11 protein-coding genes, 7 tRNA genes and 2 rRNA genes are annotated in these 13,989 nt (G+C 40.5%); 17 read left to right on the forward strand and 3 right to left on the reverse strand.

Annotated features, from left to right (window positions below; translation table 11 throughout):
• The 15 genes from CLNEO_RS03545 to CLNEO_RS03615 form a co-directional block, all read left to right on the forward strand.
• Positions 1-105, forward strand: a 23S ribosomal RNA gene (locus CLNEO_RS03545); the annotation flags it as partial.
• Between the two features lie 219 nt (positions 106-324).
• Positions 325-442: ribosomal RNA gene (gene rrf, locus CLNEO_RS03550) — 5S ribosomal RNA — on the forward strand.
• Positions 443-459: 17 nt separating this feature from the next.
• Positions 460-534: transfer RNA gene (locus tag CLNEO_RS03555), tRNA-Pro, on the forward strand.
• A 32-nt stretch (positions 535-566) separates the two neighbouring features.
• Positions 567-640 (forward strand) — tRNA-His (locus tag CLNEO_RS03560).
• Between the two features lie 10 nt (positions 641-650).
• A tRNA-Lys gene (locus tag CLNEO_RS03565) sits at positions 651-723 on the forward strand.
• A gap of 7 nt (positions 724-730) precedes the next feature.
• Positions 731-814 (forward strand) — tRNA-Leu (locus CLNEO_RS03570).
• A gap of 8 nt (positions 815-822) precedes the next feature.
• Positions 823-894 (forward strand) — tRNA-Gly (locus tag CLNEO_RS03575).
• Positions 895-919: 25 nt separating this feature from the next.
• Positions 920-991 (forward strand) — tRNA-Gln (locus CLNEO_RS03580).
• A gap of 31 nt (positions 992-1,022) precedes the next feature.
• Positions 1,023-1,094, forward strand: a tRNA-Gln gene (locus CLNEO_RS03585).
• 830 nt (positions 1,095-1,924) lie between these two features.
• Complete coding sequence (locus CLNEO_RS03590; RefSeq protein ID WP_066084602.1) at positions 1,925-2,671, forward strand: SDR family oxidoreductase; 747 nt, start codon at positions 1,925-1,927, stop codon at positions 2,669-2,671.
• A gap of 42 nt (positions 2,672-2,713) precedes the next feature.
• Entirely contained in the window at positions 2,714-3,751 is a 1,038-nt protein-coding gene (locus tag CLNEO_RS03595; protein WP_066084604.1) for a TRAP transporter substrate-binding protein, read from the forward strand.
• Positions 3,752-3,781: 30 nt separating this feature from the next.
• Positions 3,782-4,291: a TRAP transporter small permease gene (locus tag CLNEO_RS03600; protein WP_066084608.1), complete on the forward strand. Its 510-nt coding sequence runs from the start codon at positions 3,782-3,784 to the stop codon at positions 4,289-4,291.
• Entirely contained in the window at positions 4,288-5,562 is a 1,275-nt protein-coding gene (locus CLNEO_RS03605; RefSeq protein WP_066084611.1) for a TRAP transporter large permease, read from the forward strand. The genes CLNEO_RS03600 and CLNEO_RS03605 overlap by 4 nt, the downstream gene beginning before the upstream one ends.
• 207 nt (positions 5,563-5,769) lie before the next feature.
• Complete coding sequence (locus CLNEO_RS03610; RefSeq protein ID WP_066084613.1) at positions 5,770-6,126, forward strand: Asp23/Gls24 family envelope stress response protein; 357 nt, start codon at positions 5,770-5,772, stop codon at positions 6,124-6,126.
• Between the two features lie 19 nt (positions 6,127-6,145).
• The gene (locus tag CLNEO_RS03615) at positions 6,146-7,828 is read left to right on the forward strand and encodes a DAK2 domain-containing protein (RefSeq protein ID WP_066084615.1); all 1,683 of its coding nucleotides are present in this window, start codon (positions 6,146-6,148) and stop codon (positions 7,826-7,828) included.
• Positions 7,829-8,085: 257 nt separating this feature from the next.
• Here the strand turns inward: CLNEO_RS03615 and CLNEO_RS03620 are convergent, their stop codons facing one another.
• On the reverse strand, positions 8,086-8,403 hold the full coding sequence (locus CLNEO_RS03620; RefSeq protein WP_066084618.1) for a hypothetical protein: 318 nt from the start codon (positions 8,401-8,403) through the stop codon (positions 8,086-8,088).
• A gap of 339 nt (positions 8,404-8,742) precedes the next feature.
• On the opposite strand from CLNEO_RS03620, the gene recG reads away from it, so the two are divergent.
• Positions 8,743-10,785: an ATP-dependent DNA helicase RecG gene (gene recG / locus CLNEO_RS03625; RefSeq protein ID WP_066084622.1), complete on the forward strand. Its 2,043-nt coding sequence runs from the start codon at positions 8,743-8,745 to the stop codon at positions 10,783-10,785.
• 262 nt (positions 10,786-11,047) lie between these two features.
• On the opposite strand, the gene CLNEO_RS03630 is transcribed toward recG, so the two are convergent.
• The gene (locus CLNEO_RS03630) at positions 11,048-11,665 is read right to left on the reverse strand and encodes a LysE family translocator (protein ID WP_330382551.1); all 618 of its coding nucleotides are present in this window, start codon (positions 11,663-11,665) and stop codon (positions 11,048-11,050) included.
• On the reverse strand, positions 11,659-12,360 hold the full coding sequence (locus CLNEO_RS03635) for a phenylalanine--tRNA ligase beta subunit-related protein (protein ID WP_066084627.1): 702 nt from the start codon (positions 12,358-12,360) through the stop codon (positions 11,659-11,661). Before CLNEO_RS03635 ends, CLNEO_RS03630 begins: the two co-directional genes overlap by 7 nt.
• 115 nt (positions 12,361-12,475) lie before the next feature.
• Here CLNEO_RS03635 and pdxR point away from each other — a divergent pair, with 115 nt between their 5' ends.
• Entirely contained in the window at positions 12,476-13,879 is a 1,404-nt protein-coding gene (pdxR, locus tag CLNEO_RS03640; RefSeq protein WP_066084629.1) for a MocR-like pyridoxine biosynthesis transcription factor PdxR, read from the forward strand.
• Positions 13,880-13,989: the final 110 nt, after the last annotated feature.

Consider the following 13,989-nt stretch of genomic DNA (forward strand, 5'->3'; position numbering starts at 1 on the left):
CTTCGGAAGTAAGGTCCCTTGAAGATAACGAGGTAGATAGGTTGGAGGTGTAAGCATGGTAACATGTTCAGCTGACCAATACTAATAGACCGAGGGCTTGACCAATAAATCGATTGATGATATAATAGCGAGGTAGTTTTTTTCCTAACGGAAAAGACCGCTAAATTTTCTTCGCATCAACAACCTCTTTACACCTTCGGTGTCTGGTTGGTAGTTGATAAACGCTTAGGAAAACGCTAATTCTTGTATTCAGTTTTGAAGGTGTAGAGATACATCTGATAAGGCAAAGGGAAAAGCGAAAGCTTGCCCGAAGCTTTTAATATTTCTGGTGACGATGCGCTTAGGGGACACACCCGTTCCCATTCCGAACACGTCGGTTAAGACCTAAGCGGTCGATGATACTTGGTGGGTAGCTGCCTGGGAAAGTAGATGGTTGCCAGAATTCAATTTTTTTGCTTTCGGGGTGTAGCGTAGCTTGGCTAGCGCGCCTGATTTGGGATCAGGAGGTCGCAGGTTCAAATCCTGTCACCCCGAGCCTTGTATCAGTGGAATTTTAGTTCCTTATGGTGGGTATGGCGCAGGTGGTTAGCGCGCCAGATTGTGGCTCTGGAGGCCGTGGGTTCGAGTCCCACTATCCACCCTTTATTTACGGGTCACTAGCTCAGTTGGTAGAGCACTGGACTTTTAATCCAGGTGTCTCGGGTTCGAGCCCCGAGTGACTCATGCTTTTGCAGTCGTGGCGGAATTGGCATACGCGCTAGACTAAGGATCTAGTCCGGGTTTCTGGGTAGGGGTTCAAGTCCCCTCGACTGCATATTTTTTGCGCGAATGGCTCAGTGGTAGAGCATCGCCTTGCCAAGGCGAGGGTCGCGAGTTCGAATCTCGTTTCGCGCTTTTTAGCTTTTGCATTATCGTATAGTGGGCTATCGCCAAGCGGTAAGGCACAGGACTTTGACTCCTGCATTCGCTGGTTCGAATCCAGCTAGCCCAGGTTTCAAGTTAAGCTAGATTTATTAGTTTAATGGGGTATCGCCAAGTGGTAAGGCACCGGATTCTGATTCCGTCATTCGCAGGTTCGAATCCTGCTACCCTAGTTTAAAAGTCTGTATGTATACAGGCTTTTTTATTTTGTTCAAATAGAGATGAAAGCCTTTTTTGTTAATGGATTATTTAAGTCAAGTAGACCATTTCGTGTAGAAATATATGAATCACTTTTTCAGCCAAAACATTTACGGGTTTGGAATTTATAAGAAAAAGGTTGAGATACAGTTTTTTTAGCTTGTAAAAGGTAAGATTTGTTTTCTACGGATAAAACTTTTGTACGCTGCCATATGTACTGATGCCAGTGGGACTTCAAAGAGTTGCAGTTTTTTTGCCATTAACCCAAGGAATAAAATTACTAAAAGCAGCCTCAATAGGTCTTTCGGCCGACAGCAATTATGTTCCTGTAATTGTAATGGTTGTAATAGCATGCGGGTGTGTTATGTTTTACATTCATTTTTTTAAATGCGAGTAAGCAATACTCATTTTTGCCACATTTTTTCGAAGCCTTCTAAAAGCGACAATGCCTTTGGAAGGCTATTTTATTGTAAGCATATTAAAGAAAATTAATTGTAAAAATTGTATTTCTTAACCCTAGACTCTAATTAAACAAGCAAAAAGTTGCTGTCACATATTTTTAATTTAAAATACAAGTAAAAGTGTTCAAAAACTACACATAAGTTTTATTCTTTTGTTACAAAAAACAGATTAATAAAAAATAGCATAATGACGAAAGTATAAAATACTAAAAAATAACATTGACATAAGCTTTTATTAGTGATAATTTTAAGTCAAGCAATAATTGAATTCAAAATATAATATATCTGTGTTCAAAAAATAATGTTGAATATGCAAAACATAAGGTGGAATTGGAGGTTATGCAATGGACTTTGGAGGCAAAAATATTATTGTAACTGGTGGTGCAAGTGGGATTGGGAAAGCAATTACTGAGGGTGTTGTTGAAGGAAACGGTCATGCAATTATTGTTGATATAAACATGGAAATGGCAGAGGGGATTCGCGAAAGACTAGGTGAAAAAAATGTTTCCTGTTACAAGGTAAATTTAGCAGATCAACAGGAAACGCGAAAGGTATTTACTCAAATTCTCGCTGATTTTGGTCACATACATGGCTTGGCAAATAATGCTGGAATTGTCAGTACAGTGCCCTTTGAGGAAGTAACACAGGCGGAGTGGGACAAGGTGGTTGCAGTTAATCTCACAAGTGTATACGCGACAATTAGCGTTTTATTCCCTTCGATGAAGGCAAACGGATACGGAAGAATCGTGAATGTTGCATCCGTGGCTGCGAAAAGAGGCGGCGGATTATTAGGAACAAGTGCGTATGCGGCATCGAAGGCTGGGGTTATTGGACTAACAAAGGCCATTGCTAGAGAGGGGGCGTTATTTGGGGTTGCTTGTAACGGTGTATGTCCAAGCTATACGATTACACCTATGACGTCTATTCTCAGTGAGGAAAAAAAGGAACTTGTCTTAAATGCGATTCCCATGCACCGCGGGGCTAATCCCGAAGAAATTGCCAATGTAATTTTGTTTTACTTGTCTGATCTTTCTAGCTTTGTAACAGGTGAAATCAGTGATGTGGACGGTGGGGTAACGATGGATGGCTGAGATTCAGCTTATCATAGTATTTAAATTTAAGGAGGAGAGTACATGAAAAAACGTTTATTTGCAAGTTTATTGGCAACAGCAGTAGCTGCATCCTGCTTGACAGGCTGTGGTGGCGGAGGGGCTCAGAGTGATGGTGGAAAGGATGTCAAAGCAGGCGGTGACGGTGAAACAACGTACACTTGGAAAATGGCATTAAACTCTACCGGAGGTGACAACGCGTATGATACAGCCGAAGTCTTTGCTAATAAGATGAAAGAGCTGACAGACGGCAGAGTAAATATTGAACTGTACGGCGGAGCAAGCCTGGGCACCACCTCTGAAGTATTAGAAGGCATGAGCTATGGTGTAGCGGATGTTCTGTGTGAATCCGTTGGAACGCTGGCTACGTTTTCCAATTTAGCAAATATTGATGCGATGCCGTATATGTATAACGGATATGATCATTTCATGGATGTTTGGAGCAGCGATTTCGGGCAGGAAATGAAAAGAACAATAGGTGATGCGGCAGGATTTAGGCTATTTGGCGGTACATATAGGGGTCCAAGAATTGTAACTTCAACAAAGGAAATGTCAAAAATTGAGGATTTCAAAGGGTTTAAGCTAAGAGCACCTAACCTTGAAGTTTACTTAAAAACATGGCAATGGTTAAAGGCTACACCTACGCCGTTGGCAATGGGAGAAACATACACGGCATTGCAGCAGGGAACGGTTGAAGGACAAGAAAATCCCATGGTCGATTCTATGAACTATGCAGTACAGGAAGTGTGTAAGTATTGGATTAAAACGAACCATGTATATAGTTGCAATGTAATCATTATGGACAAGACATATTTCGATAGTCTTCCTGAGGATATACAAGCAGCAGTTGAGGAAGCATCAAATTATGCAAGCAAAGAAATCAGTGAACAACAATTAGAGGCAAGCCAAGCGGCTGAGGCGAAATTAAAAGAAATTGGTTGTACAGTCATTGAAGTGGATACAAAAGCGTTTGCGGCATATTTTGATGGGTTTGCAGATGAGAACTTCCCCTACTTGGAGGACTGGGCAAACAAAATTAAAGCTATGGACGATGGGGAATAAGTTCTGCAAAAGAAAAATGAGGTGATTTGATTGATAAAGGCTTACTCGAAGTTTCTGGATAAGCTGGAAACGGTTGAAAAGATTTTTTTAGGAATTACCGTTGCAATTATGGTAACTGTTATGATTTACCAAGTTATCTTACGATATTGCTTTGCCTCGGCAAACTCCTGGAGCGAGGAATTGGCCAGATATATATTTATCTATGATGTTATGATTGCAGCAGCCATTGCGACAAGAAAAAACGCGCATCTACAAGTGGATTTTTTAATCAATTTATTTAAACCAAAGGTAAAGTGCCTGTTTACCATTGGTGCCACCATTGCTGGGATTGTGTTTTTGGGGTTTTTATTTAAATATTCTTTAACATTATGTCAAACTGCGGCAAGCAATATTTCTGCTGGTTTAAAAATTTCCATGTCTGTTTTCTATGCGTGTATGCCTATTGGTGTAGTGCTTATGATTTTGACTTCCATAGAGGTTGTACTTAAAAATATAGCACAAATTCAAGCGTTAAATAAAGAGGAGGTGAGCGGCAAATGAATGCTGGGTTAATTGTTATTCTTGCATTGCTTGGGTTGTCCTTTTTAGGAATCCCTATCTATTTGGCATTAGGCATTGGCACGCTTGTCGCCTTAAACGTAGCAGATATGCCGCTGATAGTATTGCCACAAAAACTATTTGCAGGCATGAACTCCAGCTCTTTATTGGCAATTCCATTTTTTATGCTGGCGGGCAATATTATGTCACGCAGTATTACAGGAAGGCTGATTGATGTTTCAAATGCATTTATTGGATGGATTAAAGGCTCTTTGGCTGTTGTTACCGTATTAGCCTCTGCTTTGTTTGGTGCAATTTCCGGTTCGGGTGTTGCAACTGCATCGGCCGTTGGCGGAACTACCATACCTGCCATGAAAGAAGAAGGATATCCTTCCCATTTTGCAGCTGCAATTTCAGGAATTGCATCCATTTTGGGTCCCATTATTCCTCCCTCCATTACATTGATCGTATATGCAAGCATTACGGATCTTTCCGTTTCTAAGCTTTTTTTGGGATCTGTACTTCCCGGGGTTCTCATGTCAGGTGGTTTAATCATTTATGCTTTATTCTATGGTAAAAAAAATGACTTGCCTGCCCATCCGAAAAAAACGCCCAAAGAAATTGCACTGACATTTAAAGATGGTATTTGGGCATTATTAATGCCTGTAATTATCCTTGGTGGTATTTTTGGCGGCATCTTTACACCTACGGAATCAGCCGCGGTTGCAGTTGCGTATGCTTTGGCAATCAGTCTTTTTGTATATAAGGATATGAAGTTTAAAGATATATACACTGTATTTGTTGAGGGTTCAATCAGTACAGCAACAATTTTGATGTTGGTTGGTCTTTCTAAGGCTTCAAGCTATGTAGTAACAACCTCCGGGCTGCCCCAGCAGGTATTGGAGGGTTTTAGCTCCCTAACTTCAAGCAAAATTGTTATATTATTGCTATTAAACCTGCTATTCTTTGCAATTGGCATGCTGATGGAGGCAAATGCGGCAATCATTATGATGACACCAATTTTGCTGCCCTTACTTTCAGCATTTGGGATTGATTTGCTGCAGTTTGGTATTATCATGAGTTGTAACCTTTGTATTGGTTTGGTTACGCCACCCGTTGGTATTTGTCTGCTGATGACAAACCAAATAGCAAAAGCAAGCTTTGTTCAAACATTGAAGTCATTGCTGCCAATGCTTGCAATTTCAATTTTAGTACTTTTGCTGGTAACATTTTTACCCCCCATTACTCTTTGGCTGCCAAGCTTACTAAAATAAATAGATAATCTCATTTTTCAAAATAGATTTACCCTTCCCAAAATCCCTCTTCTTTCATATAAGAAGAGGGATTTTAATTTAAGGCCGTAGTGGAAGATTAATAAAAATTTCTTTGAAAACAACGAAAAAAGTGATATAATATATGCGACTATGCAATCGTAAGAGAAATCCTCGATTTTCTAGGATTAAGATAGGAGGCTGGTTAATATGGCAGCGAAATTAGAAAATGAATATGGTGTAATTAGCATTGAGCGCGAGGTGATTGCAAGAATTGCGGGATATGCTGCAATTGAATGCTATGGCATTGTTGGCATGGCAGCGAAGAATATGAAAGACGGCTTGGTGCAGCTTTTGAAATTGGAGAGCTTAACAAAAGGGATAAAAATGCAGATCAATCAAAATAAAGCAAGTTTGGATTTGCATATTATTGTAGAATACGGCACTAATATTTCTGCGATTGCAGACAATATCATCAGCACGGTAAAATATTCCGTAGAGGAATATGCGGGGCTTGAGGTAGAAGATGTAAAAGTCTTTGTTGACGGTGTCAGAGTCGACAATTGAGTATGAGGAGGAACTATCGGTGAGTATTTTGAAGTTGAATGGACTGCATCTAAGCAGATTAATTATAGCCGGAGCCAATGAATTAACTGCGAATAAGCAGTTGGTTGATGCGATGAACGTATTCCCTGTGCCCGACGGAGATACAGGTACAAATATGTCGCTTACGGTTTTAGCCGCGGCAAGAGAGTCTGAAAAAAGCAGTTCATTAAGAGTGGATGAAGTGTCAAAATTAGCCGCTGGAGGCGCATTAAGAGGCGCCAGAGGTAACTCCGGGGTAATTACATCTCAGCTTTTCCGTGGATTTTCTAAAGGCTTGGAAGGGCTTGAAGAAGCGACCGTAACGGATTTGGCTTTGGCATTGGAAGGAGGCGTCCAAACCGCATATAAAGCGGTAATGAAGCCTAAGGAAGGAACTATTTTGACCGTTGCAAGAGCTTGTGCCGACGCAGCTGCAAGATTATCACTGGAAACAGATGATATTGAGGTTTTTCTCAAAGGAATTATTGAATATGGTCATGAAGTGTTGGCAAAAACCCCGGATATGCTTCCTGTTTTAAAGCAGGCAGGTGTGGTTGATGCCGGTGGACGTGGCTTTCTTTATGTTTTGGAGGGTGCTTATAATCATTTAAATTACGAAGGACCCATTTCAGTTGTGCAGCAAACAAAGTCAGAAACGGTAAATTACGCTGTATTGGCATCGGTTGAAAACGTGGACATTACCTTTGGTTATTGTACCGAATTTTTTATTAATGTTCATGAAGCGGATGATGCAACGGTTCAGATACTAAAGTCTTATTTGGGAACCATTGGTGATTCTATTGTTTGTGTGAATGACGAGGAAGTCATTAAAATTCATGTGCATACAGACCATCCCGGACTGGCACTGGAAAAGGCACTATCAATTGGCAGCCTAAGTGGCTTGAAGATTGAAAATATGCGGGAACAGCATACAAATTATATTGATTTTACTGCAAAAGCAGCTTTAGTGGATCAAGCAGATATGAAAATGCAGGTGCAGGAGAAAAAAGCGGAGCTTCCGCCAAAGCCCATTGGCTTTGTATCTATTTCTGCAGGCAAAGGCCTTTGTGATATTTTTAAAAACCTGGGTGTAGATGTTATCATTGAGGGTGGACAGACAATGAATCCCAGCACGGAAGACATTTTAAATGCTATTGGCCAAATTAATGCAGAGAATATCATTATTTTGCCAAACAACAAAAATATTATTTTGGCGGCGGAGCAGGCAGTTGCGCTTTGTGAGAATAAAAAGCTTTTTGTGGTTCCTACAAGATCAATACCTCAGGGAATCAGCGCTATGTTTTGTAACGCGGAAGGCCTTGGGGCTGAAGAAATGACAGAAGCTATGAAGGACGCAATTCAGGCTGTTTCAACAGTTTCCGTTACTTATGCAGTAAGAGATACTTGTTTTGGAGATAAAGAAATTTTCGAAGGCGATATTTTGGGGATGTTGAACGATGAAATTTCTGTTGTTGCCAAAGATGTTGCAACAGGAACAAAGGAAGTATTGAAGCAAACCATTACGGACGATAATGAAATGGTTAGTATTTACTATGGAACTGATGTAGATGAGAAGTCTGCAAATGAAATTGCAGATTTTATCAAAGAAAATTATCCCGATTGTGAAGTTGAGATTCAAAAGGGTGATCAGCCGTTATATTTCTATATTATATCCGTTGAATAAAATGAAAAATGACCGCAGAGCTTGAAATTATGGGTTTTTGCGGTCTTATTTTTTGTTCAGCGTACTAAAGCTGAAAATACTTAGTTCTGTTGTGTTTTTACAAAGTATTTAGCTCAAGCAGGGCTATTTTTCACCCAAATGCAGTTGTAAGGGACAGCAGTGGCAGGGCTGTCCCTAAAAAACGAAGCGATTGGTTATAAAATTTTTACATATGCAATTACCCTACAACTGATACAAATATGAAGTTTAAAATAGGTTTAATCTTCAAACGTGATGGAATAATAAAGAATGGTTTGTTTCAAGCCACAAGGACCTACGCATCCCAGAAATACGGTATCTTCTTCCTGGAAGCAAACTCCCAAAAGAAATCCAAGCAAATTGACTAAGAACAGGAAAAAGTCTAATTGGTATTCAAATTCATTGGTAGTGCAATAAGTGAAAACCTTAGCCTGCCAAATTTTGCAAGGTCCCTGGGTGAAATCCCAATTTAAATTGAAATTTTGGCTTATATATATCAGTTTTTCCTCAACGGTTTTTCCGTCTAAGGTTCGTAATACATCTTCTTTTCTTAACATCTCATGACCCCCTTTTTTATTTGTTATCTACCACATAATATTCCGAAGGATATATTTTGATATTGAAATGAGAGGAACTTGCACAATTATTTTAGTTAGACCAAGGAAAATTAGTTTTATAGGAAGTTGACAAGGACGTTAAAAAGAAAATATCCTGGACAGCTTATGTTGGGGCGGACGGAGTGGAACAAAAATGGACATAATTTATTGAAAAGTTTTATCAATAGCAGGTTTTGCGTGGGGGATATAGAAAAAACTTTTCATCCCCGAGGAAAAACATTATAATATTAAGATACATATTAACGATGCAATTGGGAATTGATTTTTGGGGGTGGTTATATGGAGTGGAAGGATGCTGTTTCTCAGCTGAAAGGTGTGGGAGAGCAACGGGAAAAAAAACTAAATTGTCTTGGAATTTACACCATAGAAGATCTTTTAACCCATTATCCCAGAGATTATAAAGACCGCACCAGATTGGCAAAGATATTAGAATTAGAGGTAAACACGGAAAGCACCTTTATTGCTTGTTGCAAGGGGAGCGGAGAAGTGCTAAAGCATGGAAGGTTTACGCTTACTAGGCTTAGAGTGGCTGATGAAACCGGGGAAATCGGTTTGTTATGGTACAATCAGCCTTATATGAAAAATATTTTAAAACCAGGGGAGTGGTATCTTTTTACAGGAAAGCTGCAAAACAAATATGGGCGGAAAGAATTTTCTGTAACCGAATGGGAGGGAATTGGTGATCATTTTGCAGGGGGACGCATTATTCCTGTGTACCCAAGTGTTGAGGGAATTTCTCAAAAAATGCTCCGAGGCCTTATGGCGGCGGCTTTGGCTGAGATAAGAGGTGGGTTGGCAGAGGATATTCCATTATGGATACGGAAGGAATATCAATTAGCAGAACGAAATTTTTCCATAGAAGAAATACATTTTCCAAAGACGGAGCAAAGCTTTTTTGACGCAAGGCGAAGATTGGTCTTTGAAGAATTTTTTGTGTTGCAAGGCGCATTATTTTCGTTAAAAGCCCATTTGGAAGAAGGCAATCGGGGGTTTGTAATGAAAAAGAAAAAGGTAATAGAGGACTTTCAAAATTATTTGTCTTTTCAGCTTACCAATGGACAAAAAAAAGTATTGAAGGAAATAGAAAAGGACCTGTCAACGGGCAAACAAATGAACCGATTGATACAGGGAGATGTGGGAAGCGGTAAAACGGCGGTTGCCATGGCGGTGTCCTATTGGGTAATACAAAACGGATATCAAGCTGTTTTGATGGCACCAACGGAGGTGCTGGCGCAGCAGCATTATCTTTCTTTTTCGGCTATTTTTGAGAACCTTGGAATTACAACCGTGCTTTTAACGGGAGGGCAGACTGCAAAGGAAAAGCGGGCGGCCTTACAAAAAGTTGCTTCGGGTGAGGGGCATATGATTATTGGCACCCATGCGGTGATTCAAAATGGTGTGGAATATCGTAAGCTGGGCATTGCCATTACTGATGAGCAGCATAGATTTGGCGTTCGCCAAAGGGGTGCATTAAATCAAAAAGGGGAGAACCCCCATGTTTTGGTTATGACGGCTACCCCAATTCCTCGAACGCTGGCATTGATTTTATATGGAGATTTGGATATTTCTATCATTGATGAATTGCCACCTGGCAGGCAGAAAATAGATACTATGGCAGTTACAACCAACTACCATGAAAGAATTTATCGTTTTATAGAAAAGGAAGTTGCAGAGGGCAGGCAGGCTTATGTGATTTGTCCTATGATTGAGGAAAATGAGAAGCTTGAGGTGCAATCCGTACTCAACTATTCGGAGGAATTGCAGCAGAAATTAAATGGTTGCAAGGTTGCGTGTGTTCATGGGAAAATGAAGCCCAAGGAAAAACAGGAAATTATGAATTGCTTTGTAAAAGGAGAAATTCATGTTCTTGTATCTACAACGGTAATTGAGGTGGGCATTAATGTGCCCAACGCCGTGATTATGCTGATTGAGAATGCCGAGCGCTTTGGTTTGGCACAGCTCCATCAGCTAAGGGGGCGTGTGGGGCGAGGCAGCGATAAGTCCTATTGTATCTTAGTTAGTGATGCAAAGACGAAAATTGCCAAACAACGGCTCAAGTCCTTGACAGACTCCGAGGATGGCTTTGTTATTTCTGAAATGGATTTAAAGCTGCGGGGGCCGGGGGAGTTTTTCGGAATTAGGCAGCACGGTTTGCCGGAATTAAAAATTGCAAATATTTATGAGGATATGCCTATTTTAATGGAAGCACAAAATGCGGCGAAAAAACTAATGGCTATAGATCCATTTTTAAGCTTAGATGCTCACGAAGGGATCAGAAAAAGGTTTACCAGGTTTTTGGACGGCAAGCAGTTGGAGATATAAATTAATCTTTATAAAATGGATCCTTATATTTAGAACAAGGTGTTTGCAGACAGTAGCGGTGCATTCCCAATGGGATTATGTTATACCCATGTTTGTTCTCCTTTACTGCTTGCGTGAGTCACAAAGGGGAATTTGGGAGGGAAATGTAGGAGGAACAGAGTTGTTTTATCTGCTGCTTATAGATATACAAAAAAAGTAACGGTTTTTTTTATTTTAGTTATTAAATTAGAAAGAACAGGGACACATTAGCGTAGGTGCGTGTTCAAAATTGCGTTAGGACAAGCTTTACAGCAAAAAGAACAAAGACTATGGCGAAGCATTTTTGAAGCATTTCCATATGCTTTGGCGAGGAGATGATGAATTTCTTTGCTGTCCCTGCCAGTATGCCATAACCAATAAAAATAATCAACGTAAGAAGCATAAAGGCCACCCCCAAAAGGAAACTTTGAAAAGCAAAGTTGTCTTTATTTCCCCTTATATATTGGGGCAAAAAAGAAAAAAAGAACAGCGTCAGCTTGGGATTGAGCAGATTTATAAGTATTCCCCGTTGAAGGATGGTCAAGGGGGCAGTATCTTTTTTTGCTGGCTGAAATTCCAAATTTTCTTTGGAAAACATTATTTTGCATCCCAGATAGAGCAAATATAAAGCGCCGGTGAGCTTTATTATGGTAAAAACTTTAGGGTTCATTTGCAAGAGTAAGGTGGACAAGGCAATGCTGGTACACAGATGGGGCAATATGCCCAAGGTGCAGCTAAATGCTGCAAGGACACTAGCTTTTTTGCCATTAAGGATTCCAACGGAAATGGTATATATAACGCCGGTGCCTGGCAGCAGAATAATGATTAGGGAAGTAATAAAAAAAGTATAGGTGGTCAACAATTATCCCTTCTTTCTAGGGATGCTGTATCAAGAATTTTTAGCTCTGACAACGAGGAAGTGGGAGCAAACACGCGCACATAGCTTAGGAGTGTTTTGAGGCCATCCTCCACATATTTTTCCCCAAGGCCAGGAACACCGTCAATCAGAAAAAGGACATCCGTTGTGTTTTCTGTGATACGCGTATTTTCGTCCTGTCCATAAATAATGCTCAAAATGAAGCTCTCATTATCTTTAAGGCAAATGTCATTTGGCTTTAACACAACACTACGGTTGCCCGAGCCCATATAGGTTTCGCCGCCTTGAGATTTTTGTATTGTCAATGGCAGGCGGCACTTTTTTAAATCATGGCCTGCAATCAGTAAGGCGGTTTTTAATTCTGTGAGAAACAATGCCTGTATCAAGGGCGTTGTTTCTGGAAAAGCTTTTCCGTTTAGTATGGACTCCAATTGGGGGAGAACATGATATGTTTTTTTGAACTTTTTATAGTAGCGGATATAAGGTTTTATCACTTCGTTCGTTTGGGAAAAAGTTTTTCGTTCATAGTTTAAGTGTGTTTTGTTGATGTCGTCCAATTCCTGCAAAACTAGGGTTTTAAACGCTTGTTTTCCCTCTTTGGTTACGGCAATATCCTTTAAAATAAGGACACCGAATACTGTGCGTTGGGAATCATTCATATTGGGATGTAGTTTTATCATGGCAACCTCCTGATTTTGGTTTTTTTCTGTGATATAATTTACCATAAATAAACGGTTCTTTTAAGCTCCGCTTTTATGATTTCTATATAGAACCGCTTTAGAGGAGGATTGGCATATGATTCATATAAATATTGATAGAAAGACAAGCTGCTCTCTTTCAAGGCAGATTTATGATGCATTAAAAGAAGCGATTCTTTTTGGAACAATACAGCCGGGAGAAAAGCTGCCGTCTACAAGAGAGCTTGCAAAATATTTAAATGTAGCAAGAAACGTTGTGATTGAATGCTATGAGCAGCTGGCGGCAGAGGGGTATGTCTATTCCAAAAACGGCGCGGGAACTTATGCTTGTGATGGAGTGAGGTTTCATCCCTTGGAAAAGGACACCGCAGCAAAGGGGGGAAGCAATGAAAAGTATTCTCCCCAATATGAGGTTTCCTTTCGCACGGGTATTCCGGATTTGGCTGAAATTCCTATCAAAAGGTGGGCGCAAATATATCAAAGGATTGCCCTTGATATCAAGCCTTCCCAGCTGGATTATCAGGATCCTTTCGGTGATTACCGATTGAGAACGCAGCTTTCTTTATACTTAAATCGGGCAAGGGGTGCCCAAACAGCTCCGAAAAATATTTTGATAACCAATGGAGCGGCGCAATCCTTTCATTTGCTCTGTGGGCTTATTGCTCAAAATGAGTATGCTTTGGTTGAAAATCCATTAAGCTTCGGTATTTTGCATACCCTTTGTGCCAACAGTGTAAACATGGAGCCAATTTATATGGATGAACAGGGGATGGTGACGGCAGCGTTGCCTGATAAGCCACCCAAGCTGATTTTTACAACGCCGAGTCATCAATTTCCAACGGGCGTTATTCTTCCTGCCGGGCGTCGAATTGAAATGATAAAATATGCCCGGCGGCAGAACGCTTACATTGTTGAGGATGATTATGACAGTGAGTTTCGATTTGACGGCAGCCCCATACAGTCAATGCAGTTTCTTGATCCACAACGGGTCATCTATGTGGGGACTTTTTCAAAAACCTTGATGCCGGCGCTGCGGCTTGGATATATGGTTGTGCCGGACGAACTTTGTGAAAAAATGCGTGAGGCAAAGTATGTGGCGGATTTACATTCCCCTATTTTGGAACAGCTTGTCCTTGGGGATTTTCTTGAAAGGGGTTTATTTGAGAGGCATATTAGAAAAATGAGAAAGCTCTATCTGAAAAAGAGGAATGCATTGGTGGGTAGTCTGAGACAGTCCTTTGGGGAGAGGGTGAAAATTTCCGGTGCGGAAGCGGGGCTGCATTTTATTGCAGCCTTTGAGGGGGTGCACTTTCACGAAGGCTTAATGAAAAAAATTGAGGAAAATGGCGTTCAAATTTCTGCTGTCAGCCAGCATTGCTTATCCGAAAAAACAAAATCGCAGTATGATCAAGGGCTTATTTTTGGTTACGGCAACACGACAATGGAGGATATTGACAGGGGTGTAAAAATTCTATCTAGGGTAATAAAAGGAGAACGATAGCAGTGGTATCCTGTTTTTGCATAGAAAAAATTGTACTTGGGCTATTATTTGAAAACACACTGTGCTGTGAAACTTTTTTCTGAAAAAGAAAAAGCCCCATTGCGGTGGGC

Origin of the sequence: Anaerotignum neopropionicum (genome assembly GCF_001571775.1) — a bacterium.
Lineage (GTDB): Bacteria > Bacillota > Clostridia > Lachnospirales > Anaerotignaceae > Chakrabartyella > Chakrabartyella neopropionicum.